16 protein-coding genes are annotated in these 20,551 nt (G+C 38.1%); 9 read left to right on the top strand and 7 right to left on the bottom strand.

Annotation, left to right across the window (positions count from 1 at the left end):
- Window positions 1-3 precede the first annotated feature (3 nt).
- A complete protein-coding gene (locus BUF13_RS16660; protein WP_073572956.1) occupies window positions 4-879 on the bottom strand; it encodes a carbon-nitrogen hydrolase in 876 nt (291 codons plus the stop codon).
- Between the two features lie 300 nt (window positions 880-1,179).
- Between BUF13_RS16660 and BUF13_RS16655 the strand changes: the two genes are divergently transcribed.
- Together BUF13_RS16655 and BUF13_RS20895 are read left to right on the top strand one after the other, a co-directional pair.
- A complete protein-coding gene (locus BUF13_RS16655) occupies window positions 1,180-1,404 on the top strand; it encodes a hypothetical protein (protein WP_073572955.1) in 225 nt (74 codons plus the stop codon).
- Window positions 1,401-1,691, top strand: a complete 291-nt coding sequence (locus BUF13_RS20895) for a type II toxin-antitoxin system RelE/ParE family toxin (protein WP_073572954.1) — start codon at window positions 1,401-1,403, stop codon at window positions 1,689-1,691. Before BUF13_RS16655 ends, BUF13_RS20895 begins: the two co-directional genes overlap by 4 nt.
- Before the next feature lies 1 nt (window position 1,692).
- On the opposite strand, the gene BUF13_RS16645 is transcribed toward BUF13_RS20895, so the two are convergent.
- Both BUF13_RS16645 and BUF13_RS16640 read right to left on the bottom strand, forming a co-directional pair.
- On the bottom strand, window positions 1,693-2,034 hold the full coding sequence (locus BUF13_RS16645; RefSeq protein WP_073572953.1) for a type II toxin-antitoxin system PemK/MazF family toxin: 342 nt from the start codon (window positions 2,032-2,034) through the stop codon (window positions 1,693-1,695).
- The gene (locus tag BUF13_RS16640) at window positions 2,018-2,254 is read right to left on the bottom strand and encodes a hypothetical protein (RefSeq protein WP_073572952.1); all 237 of its coding nucleotides are present in this window, start codon (window positions 2,252-2,254) and stop codon (window positions 2,018-2,020) included. Before BUF13_RS16640 ends, BUF13_RS16645 begins: the two co-directional genes overlap by 17 nt.
- A gap of 231 nt (window positions 2,255-2,485) precedes the next feature.
- Between BUF13_RS16640 and BUF13_RS16635 the strand changes: the two genes are divergently transcribed.
- The 6 genes from BUF13_RS16635 to BUF13_RS16610 all read left to right on the top strand — a co-directional run bounded on the left by BUF13_RS16635 (window position 2,486) and on the right by BUF13_RS16610 (window position 9,017).
- On the top strand, window positions 2,486-4,399 hold the full coding sequence (locus tag BUF13_RS16635; RefSeq protein ID WP_134204521.1) for a hypothetical protein: 1,914 nt from the start codon (window positions 2,486-2,488) through the stop codon (window positions 4,397-4,399).
- An 11-nt stretch (window positions 4,400-4,410) separates the two neighbouring features.
- A complete protein-coding gene (locus BUF13_RS16630; RefSeq protein ID WP_073572950.1) occupies window positions 4,411-5,283 on the top strand; it encodes a hypothetical protein in 873 nt (290 codons plus the stop codon).
- 177 nt (window positions 5,284-5,460) lie between these two features.
- Complete coding sequence (locus tag BUF13_RS16625) at window positions 5,461-6,027, top strand: hypothetical protein (protein ID WP_243839758.1); 567 nt, start codon at window positions 5,461-5,463, stop codon at window positions 6,025-6,027.
- Window positions 6,028-6,139: 112 nt separating this feature from the next.
- Window positions 6,140-6,769 carry an ABC transporter ATP-binding protein gene (locus tag BUF13_RS16620; protein WP_073572948.1) on the top strand — a complete coding sequence of 210 codons (630 nt, stop codon included), beginning with the start codon at window positions 6,140-6,142 and terminating at the stop codon, window positions 6,767-6,769.
- Window positions 6,762-7,823 (top strand): hypothetical protein, encoded by a 1,062-nt coding sequence (locus BUF13_RS16615; RefSeq protein ID WP_073572947.1) that lies wholly within the window; start codon window positions 6,762-6,764, stop codon window positions 7,821-7,823. Before BUF13_RS16620 ends, BUF13_RS16615 begins: the two co-directional genes overlap by 8 nt.
- A gap of 93 nt (window positions 7,824-7,916) precedes the next feature.
- On the top strand, window positions 7,917-9,017 hold the full coding sequence (locus BUF13_RS16610) for a PepSY-associated TM helix domain-containing protein (protein WP_073572946.1): 1,101 nt from the start codon (window positions 7,917-7,919) through the stop codon (window positions 9,015-9,017).
- Window positions 9,018-9,080: 63 nt separating this feature from the next.
- On the opposite strand, the gene BUF13_RS16605 is transcribed toward BUF13_RS16610, so the two are convergent.
- Complete coding sequence (locus BUF13_RS16605; RefSeq protein WP_073572945.1) at window positions 9,081-14,210, bottom strand: adenylate/guanylate cyclase domain-containing protein; 5,130 nt, start codon at window positions 14,208-14,210, stop codon at window positions 9,081-9,083.
- 196 nt (window positions 14,211-14,406) lie between these two features.
- On the opposite strand from BUF13_RS16605, the gene BUF13_RS16600 reads away from it, so the two are divergent.
- Entirely contained in the window at window positions 14,407-15,972 is a 1,566-nt protein-coding gene (locus tag BUF13_RS16600; RefSeq protein ID WP_073572944.1) for an SRPBCC family protein, read from the top strand.
- 11 nt (window positions 15,973-15,983) lie between these two features.
- Here BUF13_RS16600 and BUF13_RS16595 read toward each other — a convergent pair whose 3' ends face one another.
- From BUF13_RS16595 to BUF13_RS16585, 3 genes are all read right to left on the bottom strand, one after another.
- Window positions 15,984-17,432, bottom strand: a complete 1,449-nt coding sequence (locus tag BUF13_RS16595) for a Dyp-type peroxidase (protein ID WP_073572943.1) — start codon at window positions 17,430-17,432, stop codon at window positions 15,984-15,986.
- Between the two features lie 15 nt (window positions 17,433-17,447).
- Window positions 17,448-18,710, bottom strand: coding sequence for a hypothetical protein (locus BUF13_RS16590; protein WP_073572942.1), 1,263 nt, complete (start codon window positions 18,708-18,710; stop codon window positions 17,448-17,450).
- Window positions 18,711-19,006: 296 nt separating this feature from the next.
- Window positions 19,007-20,359, bottom strand: coding sequence for an amidohydrolase family protein (locus BUF13_RS16585; RefSeq protein WP_073573157.1), 1,353 nt, complete (start codon window positions 20,357-20,359; stop codon window positions 19,007-19,009).
- Between the last annotated feature and the right edge of the window lie 192 nt (window positions 20,360-20,551).

Here is a 20,551-nt window from a genome sequence, read left to right as displayed (position 1 = left end):
CAATTAATCTTCGTCGAGGAAACGCTTGGTGATAGGTTCGTAAGAATCAATTCTTCTGTCACGAAGGAATGGCCAGTGGGTTCTGTATCGATCAGAACCTGTCAAATCCAATTCTTCTACGTGAACTTCCTCTTCCAAATGAGGGGCTTTATATACCACTCTACCAAAAGGATTGGCTACAAAAGAACCTCCCCAGAATTGCATCTCGCCTTCTTCACCTGTTCTGTTCACAGAAACTACCGGAATGCCATTGGCTACAGCGTGAGAACGCTGAATAGTCTGCCAAGCACCATACTGCTCATCATTGGTAGCTTCATCCTGAGATTTAGCCCATCCGATGGCAGTTGGATACACCAAGAAATCTGCCCCTTTCAAAGCAGTGATTCTTGCTGCTTCCGGATACCATTGATCCCAGCAGATCAATACTCCGATTGTAGCGAATTTGGTTTTGAAAACTTTGTATCCCAAATCTCCAGGAGTGAAATAGAATTTCTCAAAATATCCCGGATCATCAGGAATGTGCATTTTTCGGTATTTACCCAGATAAGTTCCATCCGCATCCAAAACTGCCGTTGTGTTATGATATAAACCTTCAGCACGCTTTTCGAAAAGAGATGCCACGATCACCACTCCCAATTCCTTTGCGATTTCGCCCAGGGTTTCGGTGGAAGGACCTGGGATAGCTTCTGCCAAATTGAAGTTGTCATAATCCTCCACATCACAGAAGTAAAGAGATCTAAAAAGTTCCTGCAGGACAACTACCTGAGCGCCTTTAACGGCTGCCTCACGAATCCCTACAATTGTTTTCTTCATGTTTTCGGCCACATCCCCAGAGCAACTGAGTTGAACCAGACCTACTTTGACGTTTTTATTTGCCACGGCTTTTGGTTTTGAATGAGCCAGTAAAGTTACAGGACAAGAAAGGGATTGACAAATGAGATTTTGGATTGGAAAAATGAAAGAATGAGAAAAATGCAAATCAAGTTTGGAATCACCATCTTAATTTTCTTTGCTTAAGGACTTGGAAGACAAGAGACAGATGACAGAATTACCCAAGCGGCCCCTCAAAGCTTCCTCCTGAATCTCTAAAGCATTTTCAATGCTTACTTTGCAGTTTTTTCAGAAACCTATATCTTTCATTTTATGTATTATCTTAGAGTAGCAAGAAAAAACTGAATTATGGCAACTTCGCTAAAAACAACTGTTCATCAATTGATTGATGAAATTGAAAATGAGCAGTTACTTGAAACGATCCGAGATTTCCTTTCTTTAAAAAAAGAAAAAGAAACAGGGTCTCTTTGGGAGGAACTTCCTAAAAAAGAAAAAGAAGAAATTTTAGGTACTCTAGAAGATGATGAATCAACTTTTATCTCGAGAGATACTTTTTTGAAAAGAAGTAAGTGAAAATTCTAGTCAGTAAAAAGGCAAATTCAGATTACCATAAAATCATCGAATACTTGGGAAAAAAGTGGGTGAATAAATCAGTAGAAAAATTTGAAGCCACATTAAATGATTTTTTGGACTTACTGGAGCAATTTCCAGAAATAGGTTCTATCGAATTTTCTGCAAAAAACATTCGAGGATTTCAACTAAACAAACAAATTCGAGTCTTCTATACAGTGAGGACGGAGTATATTTTATTAGTTTCCCTTTTTGATGTTAGACAAAATCCTAAAAAAAGAAACCAGTAAGCTAAAAATCCAACACCGCCTTCAACTTCCTTTGAAGCTCCAAGGCTTTTTCTTTGTTGATTTTTCCCAGTTTTTCAATAAACCTTCGATTATCCAAGGCTCTGATTTGATCCACCAAAATTTCTGACTCCTGTTCCAAACCTGTTCCTTTTCCCTCGACTTTTACCCTGAGAATATTCTCCTCATCAGAAAGCTGGGAAGTAATCGGGCAAATCAATGTAGAGGGATGATCCAATTGATTCAGCAGATTCGTCTGAATCACAACAGATGGGCGGATTTTACCGGGTTCCGTTCCTCTAGAAGGATTCAAATTCACCAGCCAAATCTCAAACTGCTCCTTCATCGATCATTTGATCAAATTCAGCATTGATTTCCATGGAGCTTTCCCGAACCATTTGTGATGCTTTTTCGAAAGCTTTTGCCAGCTTTTTTCTTTGATAGTAGCGATTGTAGAAATCAAGGGCCTCATTGATATATCTATTTCTAGCAATGCCCTTTTCTTTCAATATCTCCTCCGTTTCCTCAAAAACAGAATTGTCTAATTTCAATGATAGTGTTTTCATGACATTTCAATTGGTATTACTAAAAGTATATACTATTTTGATTCTAAAAAAGTTTAGACTTCTATTTTATGATAACATATTCTGGAACAATCTATTGTTCAATAATTCTTTGATATTTATTAGTTTAGGAAGCTATAATTCAAGCCCATGAAAAAAAAGTCAATAATCTTTTTAATCCTCCTTTTTTGGTCTTTTCGCCTCCAATCTCAAACGATAACTTTTCCAATCCAAATGGATTCTCAGGCCTTCAAAGACTCTTTGATTGCCCTTTTTAATTATCCCGTAAAGCCAAAATCACCAGAAGGTTTTTCCGGTCAGCTCTTTGCAAGATTTCCTTGGGTCAAAACAATTGACAATCATCCTAGATACCATCTTTCTCTAAATTTTGAAGGGGATGACCTATTAGCCGGATATGGTCATCTCAATAGCATCCAAATAAGCAGTGTAAATAGTGTAAATGGAAGGTCTCTTGGGGATTACGCTCCTATTTCATTTCCTTTTGACACTTTTAATACAGGTGAAGTATTTACCACCGCTGAGCTGAATAAGAAAAATGGCTTTCGCAATGTGAGTGCTTTGCAATCAGGATATTACCGGATAAACTACTTCCTTCCAGATGGCTATGATAAGGCGGGAATTATCTTCCAAGTTGTCAAAGAAGATCCGAAAGAATATAGGTCTGTCACTAGGCCGGATGGAGCCAAGTTTGACAAAGATGGCGGTGATGTAATCAGTGGTTATATTATCCGAAAAATTGAGAGAGAGGATTTTGATGAAGAAAGCAATCTGGATTTCTCAGAGAGAGATTGGGAAAATTTGGATGCTTTACAGCGAAGTTATTTCGCAAATTACTTTTTCAACAAACACATAGCTTATTTTCAAAAGTACAGCATAGAACGCGAGGTATTGGAGCCTATAATCGCCGGCAAATATCTCCTCAAGAGTGAAAAAGAGCCAGATTTAGATGCAGCTGTCGCCTCTTATAAGTTTCAGCAAAAAGTCCCCGAATACTATGAATTACTCCAGGCAGAATACAAGCTATTAGGACCATTTGGAATTGATGAGGCTAACAATTGCATGATCAGTTCAACTATATATCCATGCATCGACGGGAATTGTATTTTTGGTGAAGGGACAGTAGATATGGGCAAAACTACTTATACTGGAACCTTTGAAAACAGCTTTGCTACCTCTGGAGTTATCACCGAAAAAAGCTCTGACATCAAGATAAAGGTCAATTTTCGCACTGGAAACTCTAAGCAATTAGCAAACGGAGAATATATAAGCGATCCCAACCTGACAGCATCATTCATCAGGAAGAATGATAGCATTTACTTTGATGTGGACACTCCAACATTTAGCTACGTAGGTACTACCAAAGGACTTTCAGGAAGAAGTGGAATTGTGGATGGAATTCACACCATAAAAAAAGAGAGCCATCTAGAAATCTACACCTACAAAAATGGAATAGCTGACAGTAAATCGGCAACCATTAGAGAGCGATCAGTTGGAGAATTTGAATACACCGGAGCTTTCAAACAATCAGAAGAAGGTGATATCTACCCTTTTGGAGAAGGCAGAGTTGGATTCCCTTATTTTTCGGATGAGACTGTTCCCATAACTGTTACAAGCACATTGTTTGAGGCTATTCAGGAATCCCCTGAAGCAATGGAATTATTGGTTAGTATTTTTGCAGAACAAGAAGAAATAAACACTCCCTATTTTAAGAAATGGCATCAAGAATATCTCAGTTTAGTTGATGCAAACCGATATGAGATGATTCAAAAGCTTTCTGACGAAGAACTCGTTGCTTATGTATTTAGAGAAAATGAAAAAAAATTCAAATACTTAAATGTGGCCAATGGTAACTTATCCGAACTGATTGATCGGGATTGGATCAGAGAAAACGGCTCCTGGACCATCATGCTCATTAACAAGAAGGACGGACCTTCTTCCTTTTGCTTGAGAACCCAAACCGGTGGAATAGCTCAAGTCAGATATAATTATGACGAAAAATGTGTCAGCTTTGAGAAAAGGGGAGATGTGATGGAAGTAGATCTCAAATTTTTGAGAGAAGGCCGTACCCAAATCAAACTTATTTGTGACGATTGCAGTGTGGATGATTATTATGCAATCGCTTTTTAAGCAAACATTCCATGGTTTTTAGATTTTTCATTTTCCTTTTCCTTTCACCTATTTCCCTGTTTGCCCAAAGTCAAATTGATCCGCTTCAAATACCACCTAGAAAGGTAGATGCAGAAACTGGCTCTGAATTTATGAAGCGAATGATTCCTTTATCATTGGAAGAGCGGGAGGAAGAAATATACAAAGCTTTGGCTGAAGGAAATATGCCTGAGTTTTTGAAGAAGCCAGTTCAACTGAAAGGCACTTTCCAGGACTCAGTAGGAAAATCACATGAAATAATTTATGAAGTCATGCCTGACTATTTGGCAATTGGGTCGGATGAAGATTATTGTCGGATTCCCATGAATCCACATACAGCCCAGAGACTTGCCAACCTATTTGGAGCCTCTTTGATCACTTCAAAAATAAGCGATCATATTTATGAGAATGCTGAGGTGAAGCTGGATCCATTTTTCTACAAACCTGTAGAAAGAGAAAATGAAAGCATTGCAAAATTCATCCTTCACAACGAACAAATAGAAAAACAAAAGTCTAAAGCAAATGAAAGAAACGGTCAATTGATTGCAGGAATTAAGAAAGATGTCATCCTCTCCTACCATTTGGCTGATTTACCAGACAGAGTAGTGATTTACGGTTGGCATAAGTTAGACGGAAATCCCATCCAGCCGGTATACAAAGGGCATGTGGATTGGTATGTCGATTACAGTCATGGCATTCGCCTGATGAATAAAGAAGTCATACTAGATAGTGAGGTGGTTTCTGTTTCTAAAATCCTAAGTGACCCGATTTTATTTAAAATCTTAAGCAATGAAGATAAGCCAATGGTTCAAACGGAGTATTTGGAGAAATTTCAACACCAATCTATTCGCCATAATTTAAATTAGGATAAGGGATAAATTGGCTAAATGTAAATGGAAAAACAATCCTAAAAAATACCCAATACTGGGTATTTTTTGATCAAATTTTTTAATGATATTTCGATAAAATTTTTAAGTCAACCACCTATGGAATTTCATGAGCAATTAGCTTTTTGTAAAAAGTGCCACAATAGAAGAATGAACATGGAAACGGGTCTAATTTGTTCATTAACTGGAGAAAAACCCTCATTTGAAGAAACATGTCCTTCTTTCGATCTTGATGAAAGAATGGAGGCAGAATTAAATGATTCTGCGGCTATAGAAATCAAAGATCTTTCCAATGAAAAATTACGAGAATATCAACTAGAGCAGAATCTTCCATTAGGAATTTTCGGTGGAACATTGGCGGGCTTTATTGGCGCCTGCCTATGGGCCCTAATTACTGTAGCTACAGGATGGCAAATTGGTTATATGGCCTTGGCAATTGGAGCAGGTGTTGGATTTTCAATCAGAATTTTGGGGAAAGGAGTAGATCCAATATTTGGAATCTCAGGTGCTATTATTGCGGTATTCAGTTGTATAGTGGGAAATTTCCTAAGCGTAATAGCAGTTTTGTCACAAATGGAAGGGCTAGATTTTTTTGAGACGCTTCTTTATTTTGATTACAGCTACACCTTTGACCTTTTATTAGAAACAGGTCAATTTATGGATATTGTTTTTTACTTTATCGCAGGATATGAAGGGTATAAATTTGCATTCAGGAAACTCTGAAAATCAATCATATCCAAACTATTATAATTATTGTTAATTCAATTTCCAGAATCCTTCATTTTCCTTTAATTCAATCAAAATTCAGGATTAGCCACCAACCATTTTCGGCCTCATGCTTTTGATTTCCAATTTTTCTAAAAAATACCCCAGTGGATTTGAGGTTCTGATTGATGAATTGAAGCTAGAGAAGGGAATCCATTTTATCCATGGAGCTAATGGTTCAGGAAAATCAACCCTATTAAAAGCTTTGGCTGGAATCCATCCATTCCAAGGAAAAATCGACTTGAATGGAATTGATTTGCTAAAAAAGCCACTGGAATATCGGGCGACCATTGGATATGCAGAGGCGGAACCTCAATTTCCTGACTTTTTGAGTTTAGACGACTTGATCCAAGTGGTGGCAAAAGCCAAAAAGGCAAATCAAGAAGAAATCAATCAATTGAAAAGTTCCTTTGGGGCAGATTCATTCTCAGGATATCCTGTTGGAACTTTCTCATCCGGAATGCTCAAAAAATCTGCTTTGATTTTGGCATTTTTAGGTAATCCCCAGTTGGTGATTTTGGATGAACCATTTACCACCATTGATACCCAAACCCAAAATCAATTGACTGAAATGATCAAAGGTTTGGCAGCACAAGGTGTTACTTTCTTGATTACTTCTCATCAGAATAGCCCCATCGCTAACTTGCCCATCCAAGGTACATTTAAGATGGAATCAGGTAGACTTTCGAAAAATGGATAAGCTGTTTTTCAAATCATTTACGATTCCTTTCTACCGAAAAACGCTCGGTTTTTGGGTTTTGATTTTGGTTTTTGGAGGAGTATTCATGGAAATCAAGCAACATATTCTACTTGCCAAGTTTTTATTCAGACATCCTTTAGCTTTCAGCATTCTACCGCTCAGTTTTCTGGGATTTTCAAGTTTTCACTTGAAATCCATTAAGGCATTACTCTCTCAAAGAGAATACAAGATATTTCACCAGACAGGACTTTTTAAGCAACAAGACAGATTTCAAATTTGGCTAAAAATCATCTTGGTTAATCTGGCTTTTTTCCTCTTCTATTTTCTTTTTGTTAGTTTTTATGGAGTTCAAGAAAATGCTTGGACACTCCTATTCCTTTTATGGTTTTCTGTCATCCTAGGAATAGGTCTCAATCTATGGGAAATCAATCGAGCTCAAGAAAAACCAATCCCTGAAATCATTCTAAAAAGGCCTAAAGTAAACTGGAATCTACATCGATCTTCATGGTTAATTTTAGAATTAAGGCAGAATAGACCTTTGCTATTTCTTCTTACCAAAATATTGAGTCTAGCTCTTCTAAATGGATTTTTCGTCTCTTTTGCTTCCGGGATTTATGATATCCGATGGATGCAGTTTGGAGTACTGGCCGTCTCATTTCTCCAAATCCCAATATTGATGGAAAAGGCTGAGTTTGAATTGGTCAAACAAAGTTGGTTTAAAAGCATTCCTTTCCGGTCCATTGAAAAATTCTCCTATCATTTTCTATCGATAATACTCGTATCCTTTCCGGAGTTATTGTTTTTGATTTGGAAAGGAGTGTATCCTTTTAAGGGATTTGAATTTTTGAGTTTACCTTTTCTATTTCTAGGAAATCAACTGATTTTGTTAGGAATCCAGTACTGGAAATTTGGAAGCTCCTACCTTTCCAACTGGTTGATTGCTTCCTTTTTCATCCTTTTTCTAAGCGTAATTTTTGGAATTCCTTGGTTTGTGATTTGTGGTCTATCCATAATTTTCTTCTTCTATCAAACACGATCTCCTTACCATCTTTGACCTAGCTAATTCCCTTTCAGTAAAACATGATAGATCTAACACTTTGTGATTTAAATTCCATAAATTAAAATTTACAACTAGTTAGACACCAACTTGAGAAAGTACATAGCCAAAATACACCTGATCATAGGCTTAGGCATAGGATTTCTGTTTTTTATCACCGCATTTTCTGGTGCTTTATATACATGGGAGCCTGAATTCAGCTACATTACTTACCATCAAAAAGTACCTAGTGAAGACCGATCTTTTATTTCGATTTCGGATATCAAAAACACTCTGAAAACAGAATTTCCAGAAGGTGATTTCCGGACGGCCTTATTTAGAGATTCCGAAAGCGCAATTGAAGTCCTCATATACGTCCCAGGCACTTATTATCATGCTTACCTCAATCCATATTCCGGCGAGTTGATCCATTTGCAGGACATGAATAAAGGCTGGATCAATTTTTTAAAAAAGCTGCATAGAAATTTCCTTTTGGGTCCTTTTGGACGAGAGCTTGTTCATTGGGTCACTTTATTGGCTCTGGTAATGCTTATCTCTGGATTGGTGATTTGGTGGCCGGGCAATGGAAAACCTGGAAAGCATATGTTCCTGATCAAATGGTCCGCCTCACCCAAAAAGCTTAATTACGATCTTCATAATATCCTTGGGTTTTATGCATCATGGATCCTGATTTTCGCGATTGGAACGGGAATTTTTTGGGGATTTTCGCTGGTCAGAGAAACTTTGAAGGAACTTAGCGGTGAAAATGAAAAAACTTGGGAAACACCTATTTCTATCCCCGTCTCTACTGATCCAAAAATCGCAAATGAAGAAATCTTGAATAGCCTTATTCAGGAATATCATTCTAAACACCCAAATTCAGAGGTTAGAATCAGTATTCCCCACAAATCTGATGAGGCCATCCACCTATCAGTGATCAACCCAAACAAAGGAATCAATGCGGTTGATCATTTCCACCATGACCAGTATAACGGAAAGCTTTTATCCGGTAATTTTCAAAACGGATTAGCTCAAGACCGAAGTACTTTTAGCAAAATAAACGGACTAGTTTATGAAGTTCACTTTGGTAGTGTGTGGGGACTTCCAGGAAGAATATTGGCCTTTTTGGGTTCTTTGATAGGAGCCTCTTTACCTATTACTGGATTTATCGTGTGGCTAAATAAAAGAAAGAGGAAACCAACTAAAAACTGACTCCCTTTAGCTCCTTGTCAATAAAAAGGTGCCAAGGCTTACTCTGACCTTTCTTTCAAAAGATTAATCAATAGCTATCTTCTCAACAAAATACATATCAACCTCCCCTTTGTTCTTAGCTTGAACTTTCCCCCTGTAAGTGCAGGAAAAATGATCTTTCACCAATTCATAGGTTGATCCGGAAATATTGATTTTACCAGCCTCCCCACTACTTTCCATCCGAGAAGCTAAGTTGACAGTATCTCCCCAGATATCGTAGGCAAACTTATTCAGTCCAACGATTCCCGCCACTATACTCCCTGTATGGATACCTATTCTCAGTTCGAAAACAGGCTTATTCTGAATGACGCTTCTAGCTTTAAAGTCTTCGATAAATTCCTGAATTTCTATAGCAGCATGAATCACGTCTATTGGATGAGTGTCATTCTTAATAGGAATCCCCCCCGCCGCCATATAGGAATCTCCTATTGTTTTGATCTTTTCAACACCATGTCTTTCGATAATACGGTCGAATTCTTTGAAACAATAGTCGATTTCAGAAACCAAATCCTCTGCATTCATTTTCTCTGCAATCATCGAAAACCCTTTAAAATCAGTAAACATCACTGTGACACTATCATACTTTTTGGATTGGGCAGAGCCTTTTTCTTTCAATTCTCTCGCAATATCCAAAGGCAGGATATTAAGCAGCAGCTCATCAGATTTCTCCTTTTCGACTTGAAGATCCAGGGTTCTTTCTTTAACCTTAGACTCAAGGTTGGCATTGTATTCTTCCAGCCTTTTCTCATTTAATCTTAAACTTTCCTCTACCCCTTTTCTCACTTCAACCTCCTCAATTAATTTCTCATTGAGCTGGTTTGTGCTTTCCAAAAGCATCGCATTTTGAAGGGAAATTGCTGTTTGGGTGGCCATCACTTGCAAGATTTCTATTCTTTCTTTTGTAAAAGCTCCAGAAAGCAATCTGTTTTCCAGATAAAGAATGGAGAACCCAACTGCTGAGTTTTTTTGTGGTATGCAAAGGATGGATTTGACTTGATTTTCCTCAATGTAATCTTCATCCGAGTAAGGAAGGATTTTGGTGGCGTCATCGAGAACCAAAGTTTCCCCTGATCGCAGTACATAATTGATTACCGAGTGACTGATTTCATCAAATTCCTCATATGGAATATCCTGCAAAACTTGAATGTCATTGGTGGAATTATCAATAGAAGCTTTGATCAGTTTATGGTTCTTTTCAACGGTAATCAAAAAAGCACGATCAGCTCCGGCATTTTCACTGACAAGCTGCATCAGACCAGTTAATATATTTTCCAGTTTCATCTCGCCTGAAATCAGCTTAATAGTCTTGAGGATAGTATCCAAATCAAGAATATTGGCATTTAAACCTATTTCTTCAGCAGAAATAAATTGATCATAGACTTCTTTCATTTGAGTAAGTTTGGCTTTGGCTCCCCATTTTTCATAAGATTTATAGGCATTTGAAAGGTAAAACTGAGCTGCCTCGGGTTGGTGTTGCGAATTGAAATAATTTCCGGCCCTCTCCCAAATCATAGCCTCATCCTGGATGTATTTATGGATTCTGGCATACCTGATTGCATAAGTGTATGATTTGATTGCTAAGTCAAAATTCCCCTTCAAGGTCTCTAACTCTGCTTTCATGAACTCATGTCTATGCTGAAAATTCACCTCTGAATGTTTCACCAATCCACCAATCAACTTGATATTTTTCTTACAGATTTTCAGTAAGGCTTTTTGCTCAGAACTTGACCTCGAAGCATAAATCGGAGTAATACAGAGGTTTTCATAAAACAGAAACAACATTTCTGTAATAGAGCCCTTCACAGGAATCAAATGGTTCTTCTCTTGAGAGCAATATTTCCAGGCAGTTTCATTTCGGTTGAAAACCAAAGCCAAAAACTTCTTCTGTGAATAGAGATTGTGATAATACAAACTGAATGCTGGCACATCCGGAAAATCTACTTCCTGCTCATTAAATAGCTCTCCTTTTAATACATCAAAGTTTTCTACACCATCCAAAAGACAAAGAGCCGATTGCCGGAACAAATCAATCCTTCTGATTTGCATGATTTGATTAAGCGGAAGGATTTGTTTAGCCAGTAATTCTCCTCGGAGTAATATCTTAGGGATAGTCTCCCCACCATAAAAATTCCAATAAATAATCAGCTGCCCAATGATAGAGGTAAATTCGAAATCACCTGTCTCCAGCCCCTTTTTTAAGGCTTGCTCCAACTCAGGAATGCTTTCGGCCAAGTGCTTCAGCCAATGGGAGATAAACATCACATATACTTGCTTGAAAGAAACGAACTCATCTTGATTTTGAAGAATTTCAAAAATACTATTGCCTAATTGACCCATTTTGAGTCCTTTGGCCATATTGCCCATAAAGGCAATATTGATATAACCGAAGACCACAAAAGCAACTGGTGTTTTTTGCCCCAAGCCAAACTTTAGAGTGAGCCGGATCAATTCAAACATGATCAATGGCAATAGGTTGGGCTCTGTCAGATATGCCGCCAAAGCCATGTGATGCATAATTGACATGGCAATCAGTAGCTCTTCATCCTCGATTTTAGGCAAGTTGAGAATGTCTTCTTCAGAAAAAGACGCAAGTCTGAAATTGGTTCTGACAAACCCCAAGAGAACATTTAACTGACTTGGATGGGATTTCAGGTTAATATTCACTGATTTTAGAATCTCCAAGCCTATTTCAATAACCCGCCTTTGATCGTTTTCTACGTTCGCATTTTGAATTTTCAGATCTGCGAGCTTCAATTTGTCCAAGGTGCTTATCGCATGGGTATCGAGCAACTGGGTATACTTGTCAAAAAGCTCCTGATTATTGCATTGATAGGCTGCAGATGCAGATTTGAGATAAAGATCATAGGTAAAATCACGGTCGTTTTTCCAAGCATCTTCAGAAAGCAATTCCAGACCATTTTCAAAATATTGCATTGCCAAAACATAAGCCGTCGAATTCTGCGCTCTTTGTCCAGCAATGCTATTAAGTTCACAAAGAACCTTAATCTCCTGAGGATCAGAGATTAATTCTTTTCCGAAATTATATTGATTTACAATTTCAAAAATCCCTTCCTTCGGTCTCTTCCCATTTGTAGAGGCCAAAAATGTTCTGGCAATCTTTAAGTGAATTTCTTTCTTACCTTCTTCATCAATCAAAGAATAGATAGCTTGTTGCACACGGTCATGGACGAAAAAATAACTTCCACTGAGATTTTCTATCACCAAGTCCAGATCCAGAGCAAGGTTAAAATCCTTCATGACTTCCTCTTTTTCCTTCTCAGAAATCACCACCAAATCCAACAGATTGAATTTATTACCGATACAAGAGGCGATTTTGAGAATAGATATAGTCTCTTCGGGTAATTGATTAATGGTCTCAAGGAATAGATTAACAATATCACCTTCCACATTGAAGCTGATTAGCTTGTTCGTATTCCACTTCCATGAACCTTCGTCGCTGTCGAAATACAGCATCTCGTTTTTATAGATCGCCTTTAGGAATTGATTGGCGAATAGAGCATTTCCAGCTGATTTTTTGAAAACAATAGAAGACAATTCATCCAAATCCCGGTTAGACTTCCCCAAAACATTGGAAACCAATAGCTGAACATCCTCTTCCTTGAGGTTTTCAAGAAGAATTTCTTCAGGCCGGATTCCCAACTCTTCCAATTCCATTTTAAAATGCTGAAACAGATGGCCGAGAGTAATCTCATTGTCCCGATAAGCTCCCACAATCAAAATATTATTGAGATCTGAGTTGATCAGGATGGTCTTCATCAGATCCAATGAGGAAACATCGGACCATTGTAGGTCATCTATAAATATGAAAACTGGCTTTCCCATTTCGGAAAAAACCCTAAAAAATCGAATCAGAGCATAATTGAATCTCAATTGGGCCTCTGCCCCTGAAAGGTGAGGGATTTCTGGTTCGTTGGTCAATAACTTTTCCAAGCCTGGAATCACCTCAAATAAAACTCTTCCTATAGGCATCAATAAACTTTGAAGTTTTGACTTCCATTTATTGAGTTCTGCCTCATTCAACAGCATTATTTGATGCATCAATTTCCCCAAAGCTTGAGAAAATGCAGAGTACGGCACATCTGCCCGAAGCTGATCAAACTTACCTGAAATAAAAAATCCTCCAGATTGAACCACTGGCCTGTAAAGCCTCTCTACCAATGCGGATTTACCTACTCCAGAGTTGCCAGAAACGTAGACCAGACCTTTTTCATTTTCAGAAGCTCGGGAAAAAGCATCCATAAGCTGCTTGATCTGTGTATCCCTAGCATATAATTGATCTGAAAACACAAGCTTCCCGGAAGCATCTTGAGTTGCAAGCAAAAAACCACTAACATCAAATTCATGGACCTCTGCCTCCAAAAGCATTTCCAGATCATAAAGAACTCCTTGGGCAGATTGGTATCTGAATTGGACATCCTTTTCGATCATTTTCATGATCAAATCAGACAAAATCTGGGAAATATTTATTTTTTCTGAAAGCCTCTTCGGTGTTAGGGCAATATGGGCATGGATTTTCGCTGCTTTTTCTTTTGACTCAAAAGGCACCTCCTTTGCAAAAATCCAATAAAAGATAATTCCTAAAGTATAGATATCTGTATAAAAGCCAATCTCTGTACTGATCCGTCCAGTCTGCTCTGGAGCTATAAAATCATAATCGGCCTCCATAAACACCAAGTGCCTCTCTAGTCCAATCTTTCTTTTGATTCTCGTCGCTAATCCAAGGCTGATAAAAAATATTTGCCCAGTCTTCTCCTCAATGAGGATATGATCTGGATTGAGGTTCAAATGGACGAATTCTTTCCTATGAACTTCCGCCAGTCTTTTGGTAATCGCAATACAGATTTTTAATTTTTCTTCAATTTTTCGGGGCTTGGCGAGAAACTCTCTTAAGCTTTCACCTTGGATGTATTGAAGTTTGAGAATCATCTCAGACCCATTGTTTTCTGACTCAAAGATTTCCCTGAATCCAGTAACAGAAAAGCCCGAAAATGAAGCCTCATTAGTTGCTTTTATAGTCTCAATCTGCGAAAGACTGGACAAAGCGATCTTTTTTGTTCCAGAATTTTGATCCATGACCGATCCTGAATCCTGTTGGTCAGAATCAATGGATGAATTCAAAATTTGCCATTTCATAGAAAAAGACTGGTTTAACTAATTGGGGCTTCCGCCTATTGCCAAAATTGGAATTTCGAACAGATCACCTCACTAAATTTAATACAATATTCAATATATAAAATACAAAATAACCTGCCTAAATTTATCTTCATGAAAAAATTTTTAAGTACATTCCATTAATCTTTTCACTTTTTTAACCGCACTTATAAAGACCATGTCAACAACAACCGAAACAACAAAAAAATTAGGTCATGAGTATATTCAAGTAGATGAAGATCAGATAGCTTATAAGTTGCTTCAGGAATTTGAAGCCCAAGTAACCAGGATGTACAAGGACAAAAAGATGCTTCGGCAAGTCCATACTAAAATGCATGGTTGTGTCAAAGCTGTATTTTCAATAGTTGAAGATTTACCTCAAGAATTAAAAATTGGAGTATTCGGTGGTGAGAAAAAAAATTTCAACGCATGGGTGCGTTTTTCAAATGGCAACACCCAACCCCAAAAAGATAAGAAAAAAGATATCCGGGGTGTTGCTATTAAGCTGCTGGGGGTTCCTGGAGAAAAAATATTAGATGATCAACTTCTGGCAGAGACCCAAGATTTTCTATTGATGAGTAGCGAAACATTTTTTGCCAAAACCATCAAGGAGCTAAGCAGATTACTTAACGCTATGACTTCGCCAAACTTTTTCAAAAGCAAACTATTTTTCCTCAATCCTTTACTCTGGCCGATCATTTTCCGAGCGACCAAAAGCAAAGTAGCCTGTAAAAACCCAATCGATATCCCTTATTGGAGTACACAACCCTATCAATTTGGAACTATAGATCGAGCTGTAAAATACCACCTCCGTCCTAGCCCATGCAATACTGTCGTGGTGGAGAATACGACAGATGATAATTACCTGAGATACAATCTTGCTCAGACTTTGCATGACAATGAAGCAAAATTTGATTTTTTTATCCAGTTTCAAACGGACGCTGATGCTATGCCGATAGAGGACCCTACTGTCGCTTGGAGCTCTCAATACATCAAAGTAGCCACATTGACCATTCCTCCTCAGGTTTTTGATTCAAATGCCCAGATCGAATTTGGAGACAATCTATCTTTTAACCCTTGGCATTCCTTGCCAGAACATCGCCCTTTAGGTGCATTCAACAGGGTCAGAAAGAAGGTGTATGAAGCTATGTCCAAATTCCGACATGAATTCAACCACCTCCCAGTAGCAGAACCCAAGGACAGCGAGGATTTTCTAAATGACATTAACCCAATCAACACGAAAGTCACCCTAGATCAGCAAGTACCGTCAAAACGCATTTTATATACGACAGCAGAAGTAATCGTCAACTGCGACAAAAAGAAAGCTTACGAATTCGTTTCTAGTGTAAACAAACTATCAAGCTGGTTGCTCAAAACAGGTCCTATATATGGAGTGATCAAAGTGAAAACTTTGAGAGGACATTGGGAAAATGTAGGGGATAACAGATTAGTGGAAAGAGGAGATACTGCCACCTTGGTGGAAGAATTGATATCAGTCCATCCTTACTCCAACTATGCTTATCAAACCACAAAGTTCAGTGATATCTTCAAGCATTTCACCAACAAAACTTACGGCCACATGTGGTTCGACACGGTAGATGATAAAACGAGACTTCGATGGGTATATACTTTCACTTATAAAAACTTCCTGTCAAGACTCTTTCTGTCGCTATTCGTGCCTTTATTTTTGAAAAAATACCTTCAAAATGGGCTCAATAATGCCAAGGAATTCCTAGAAGACTAATAGCATAAGAATTAAAGAGTAGAGAGATATCGTAAAACATTAATCGAAGGAAAAAAGAAATAACCTCCTCCTTTGACTGTGACTACTCTTGGGATGTTTTTTATTGTTTTACTGACCGGAATATCCTGTATAGTGAAATTCTGCTCTTCTCCCGGATCAAGGGTTTCTTTTGCACCGATAATCGGATCAGGGTCGTTGTATAGCTCCTTATTTTTGGGAAGGTTTGCCCAGGTATATTGAAGAAACTCAAACTGACGACTGATATCGGCATTGAAACAGACAAATACCAATCCCACTTCTCCCTTAGGAGTCAGATTGGTTGGTGATCCTTCATAAATCTCCCCATAAAGGCGCGCTCTTCTAATAATCCGATGTTGTTTACTCAGTTTAAGAGATTCTTTCCTGCCATGATCATCCACATTATCCCTTGGATTTTGCCTTCTAAGGTGCGATCCAAATGGACATTTCAATCCATCTCTATCGAATTTCGCATAGCCAAAATCATTGACTAAACTAGAAATTCCCGGGTCTTCATCTGGAAAAAGAGTAATTGGAGCACCATTTTGCCATCTTCCCATGAACTTTGCTCCAAGCTTTAAACTTTCTGCGACATTGATTGAGCCATCTGGATTTTTACTGTTCTCATTCATAAAACTCCAAAACTTGTTAACGTCCTGATCCAATTGACGAATCACCATAAATGTCCCATCCCGACCCAGATCTTTTTGACCAGAACCACCTGTATCTGACGAAAGCAAGTTTAAATCCCCCTGCTCTTTTACTATCAATGGAGAGTCAGGATAAACCCCAAACTCATTTTTGTATCCAAATAAAAACTCACCAGTTTTGATCACATCATCCTTATCCCCTACTCGACCTGAGCCTTCGATAATCGGTTGCGATATCCCATCTCTAAATCCAAAGTGCTCTTTATTATCCGGCTGGGTTTTTCCATCTATATAAAACAATTCCTTCAATCCATGTCCTGCAAATTCAGAGGCGAGTTCCTCGTAATAATTCAGGCAAACGACCTTGTCTTTCTCCAAATTATCGACGAACTGCTTATCATTTCCGAAGATCATCAAACAAAGATGAATAGGCTCCTGATGTGATGCCCCCCAACTCCAATTTTCAGGACTGCTGCTTTCGGTATCCCCTAATAATCTTGAGCGATGAGGCGCTACCATTCCTTGTCGGAATTCTCGAGAAAAAGCCCCAAGGTTCTCTTCATTTAACCCTAGTGCTCTCAACCCATCATGTGTAAAAGCTAAATTCAGATGTGTTGAGGAGATTTTTGATTTATCATGAAAATGCTTTGCAGAAGTTATTTCTTTCCAAATTTTAGAAAGCCAAATTTTAGCCGATCCAGCATCTGAAATCTGCAGATAAACAAACCTTGAATACAACATATGGGCATATCCTCGGATTAGATAGCCTTGGATATTATCGAGTTCGAGCATCGTCATATGAATCGTCTATAAGAGTTTAAGAAATTTGGCGGCCCTGCGTTCTGAAAGAGTTTTCATCAATTCAACTCTAATCAGTGTATTGTTATTGACATTTTTGATGGACAAGTCCGGATAAGCCGAATACCAGTAATTGGTCACAAGCTGCGAATTGCGGCTCCAGGCCAGGAAATATTCTTCCAAATAAGCCCCGCCGGTAATCAGAAAATTTGTCTTTGGAAAAACCTTGGTATTCGAAAAAATCCCAGTCAGTCCCCATCCACTATTGTCGATAAAATCACCCAAATATTGCTGCCAACTCCCATCAAAATTTGAGAAAAACAAAACTCTGGAGTTCTTTTCAAACATCACCCATTTGGCAAAGTGTATTGTAGGAATCCCCATCAACTTTCCCTGATTGAAGATAAACTTGATCAACAAATTAGATAACAAAAACATGAATTTGATGGAAATCAGGCGGACATTCCCCTCTTTCATATCCACTAGTTGAGTGAACTGATTTTGATGTTTAAAGTCCTCTGAAGCTTCCAATTCTGTTAATAACACATCACTCAGTTGACTTCTTTTTCTAGTGAAATTCACATCTTTTCTTTCATAAAAATAATGGACAATCAATGCCCATATAATCAGCAGCGGAGCAATGGCAATTAGCCCTATCCCTAATAGAACCACACCCGGGTAATTGATTCTTGGAAAAGTAACGGTTTGTTGTTGAAGGAAATCAAATTCAGGATTTGAGAGAACTTCGTCTTTAATACGGCTATGGATTGTTTGGGCTGGTACGCCTTCCCAATTACGTGAATCAACAAACTCTCTAATGAAATTTCGAAGGTGCTTTTCCTTTTGAATCTGATCAACTGACCTACCAGGCGCACCAATATAAACAGCGGCGTCATGAATTTTATGCTCATTCAAATATGCTACCCGGCTTTCAGGAGTAAGAGAGTCCAAAGGAGGATATCCTTTACAAAAAACATAAACCAAATCAAGAATATTACCTGTCTGTTCTGAAAATCTCAGAAGCATTTCATTTTGACTTCCGTCATAATCCAAAACCAAAAGTAATTTCGGATTTCTTTTCTCCGTGTCTCCAATCCAAGATTTCCCATGATCTATCACTACCCACCGAGCATAGTGTATGATCGACAAGGCATCCAAATCCTTTGATATACCTTGCTTCGAATTTCTCTTTATTTCCTTTAGCTGATCTAATAATTTCTGGACTTTCTCCGGGATGACTGGAACCAGAAAAGTAATTGAGTTCTGCTTCATTTAGATCGTTTTAACCTACAATTAATTTAAAATCTAAAAAAACCGCTGAGGTAAGCTTCAAACTCTCAACTCATCAACTCAAGAAGCAAAACCTTTAAGAACTAGAATTAGGAAGTATTTAGAAATTCATTTTTAGAAAAGCCTTCCTCTTAATTAAAAAGCAGAGAATCTTATCTAAAAATAAATCGGTCTTTTCAATATAAAGTTAAATTTTAATTCAAGAAATCCTACCAATAATACAGTTTCGAACTAAAAATAATTATAGATCAAAGTTTAAATCAAATTGGTTCAAAAAATCAATTCTCAGGGCCCAATTTCCCTTTCGCTGAATTTTTTAGGTCTTGGGAATTGTAAAACTTACCACCTTTGATGACTGTATGAACTGATCTTGTTCGAGTGATATCTTCCAAAGGATTTCCTTTAATTATCATTAAATCCGCCCAATTCCCAGGCTTGATACTTCCCGTTCTATCCTCAACTCCCAACGCTTGTGCATTTTGTTGTGTCGCAAAATAAAGCACATCAGCGGCAGGGATTCCGACCTCCACCATGGCTGCCATTTCCTTGTGAATAAAAAATCCGCCGATCCCTCCTCCAAGATAATTATCCAATAAAAGCGGACGATCCGTACCTACCGTGATCAAACCACCAGCATCATAATACCGCTTGAGTATCTGCTGTTTCACAGGGTATATCAAAGCACATAATTCATTAAAGCTAGAAGGCTTCTTAGACTTGATGATTTCTAATGTAAATGGGGTGAAATAAAGGTCCTCAAATGCAAAATCGAACAAGACCGGAGAATCAATCATCCCTATTGCTCCGTAGGTCGCCAATGTTGCATCAAAATAAACTCCGTTTTCAATGTATAATTGGATGATTTCATCCAATAAAGGATCTTGTGGATCGATCTGCTTCAAGCTTTGATAAGCATCGACAGAATCCGCAAACAGCCTTCCTCCAAGAAAATGTTCCACACGATCAATCCCCATTTCTATCGCCTCCTGTGGATTCACTGAGTTTCGAAAACCTGAGTTCAAATGTCCTGTCACAGTCAAGTCATGCTTATGAGCCTGATCAATCAAGACTTCAAGATCTTCTCCTGTGATACCTTTCGCCTTAAATCCATAGGCTCCTTTTCCAGCCCATTCGTCTACTCTTTTGCGGATATCCTGCTCTGTAAAATCCGGATTCCAATCTGGCGCAGCAGTCCCGAAATAAGGTCCAGAGTGGAGAATTCTTGGCCCGGGAACTTGGCCGGCATCTATCCTTTTTTGCAAATCCCACATTTTCTCAGGCTCAATCTCTCCTGCCGGAAAAGTACTGGTGATTCCATTGGCCAAAAAGATCTTGGGCATTGCAAGCGTATCATCATAAGCTTTTCCATCATAGCTAACTCGGTAATGGGCATGCAAATCAATCAAACCTGGTAAAATGTAATCGTTGTCTGACAGACTTTTCACCTGCCAATTCAACACTTTTTCATTCCCGGTCCCGAACTTTCCATTGACTATATAAATCGCTCTATTCTTTTTGAATGTCTTGGTATCGGTGTCAAATACCCATCCTCCTGTTAGGATTTGATGTTGAGAAAAAACTGAATGAGAGGCTAAAAAAAGGATCAAATTGATCAACAACAGTTTTTTCATGTGGGAAATGGTTTGGGCTGGATAAATCTTTCTCAATATACAATTTTCGAAAATAGGTAATTATTGGTACTCCTTGATTTATAAACCATTCCAATTAAATTCATAGCTCAAATGAGCTATTATTTTTTACTTTAAACCCCTGTTATTATTAAAATAAATTAAGGAATTCGAAATCAGTTTCGTGAAAATTTC

The organism is Algoriphagus zhangzhouensis, assembly GCF_900148515.1.
Lineage (GTDB): Bacteria > Bacteroidota > Bacteroidia > Cytophagales > Cyclobacteriaceae > Algoriphagus > Algoriphagus zhangzhouensis.
The sequence above is the reverse complement of the archived record's forward strand: the minus strand, read 5'-3'. Positions and strand labels throughout refer to the sequence as shown.

What these genes read in the sequence shown, in the direction of transcription:
- BUF13_RS16655 (WP_073572955.1), top strand. Translation starts at nt 1,180, where the DNA reads ATGGCAACTTCGCTAAAAACAACTGTTCATCAATTGATTGATGAAATT.
- BUF13_RS16645 (WP_073572953.1), bottom strand. Translation starts at nt 2,034, where the DNA reads ATGAAGGAGCAGTTTGAGATTTGGCTGGTGAATTTGAATCCTTCTAGA.
- BUF13_RS16640 (WP_073572952.1), bottom strand. Translation starts at nt 2,254, where the DNA reads ATGAAAACACTATCATTGAAATTAGACAATTCTGTTTTTGAGGAAACG.
- BUF13_RS16635 (WP_134204521.1), top strand. Translation starts at nt 2,486, where the DNA reads ATGGATTCTCAGGCCTTCAAAGACTCTTTGATTGCCCTTTTTAATTAT.
- BUF13_RS16630 (WP_073572950.1), top strand. Translation starts at nt 4,411, where the DNA reads ATGGTTTTTAGATTTTTCATTTTCCTTTTCCTTTCACCTATTTCCCTG.
- BUF13_RS16625 (WP_243839758.1), top strand. Translation starts at nt 5,461, where the DNA reads ATGGAAACGGGTCTAATTTGTTCATTAACTGGAGAAAAACCCTCATTT.
- BUF13_RS16620 (WP_073572948.1), top strand. Translation starts at nt 6,140, where the DNA reads ATGCTTTTGATTTCCAATTTTTCTAAAAAATACCCCAGTGGATTTGAG.
- BUF13_RS16615 (WP_073572947.1), top strand. Translation starts at nt 6,762, where the DNA reads ATGGATAAGCTGTTTTTCAAATCATTTACGATTCCTTTCTACCGAAAA.
- BUF13_RS16605 (WP_073572945.1), bottom strand. Translation starts at nt 14,210, where the DNA reads ATGAAATGGCAAATTTTGAATTCATCCATTGATTCTGACCAACAGGAT.
- BUF13_RS16600 (WP_073572944.1), top strand. Translation starts at nt 14,407, where the DNA reads ATGTCAACAACAACCGAAACAACAAAAAAATTAGGTCATGAGTATATT.
- BUF13_RS16595 (WP_073572943.1), bottom strand. Translation starts at nt 17,432, where the DNA reads ATGCTCGAACTCGATAATATCCAAGGCTATCTAATCCGAGGATATGCC.
- BUF13_RS16590 (WP_073572942.1), bottom strand. Translation starts at nt 18,710, where the DNA reads ATGAAGCAGAACTCAATTACTTTTCTGGTTCCAGTCATCCCGGAGAAA.
- BUF13_RS16585 (WP_073573157.1), bottom strand. Translation starts at nt 20,359, where the DNA reads ATGAAAAAACTGTTGTTGATCAATTTGATCCTTTTTTTAGCCTCTCAT.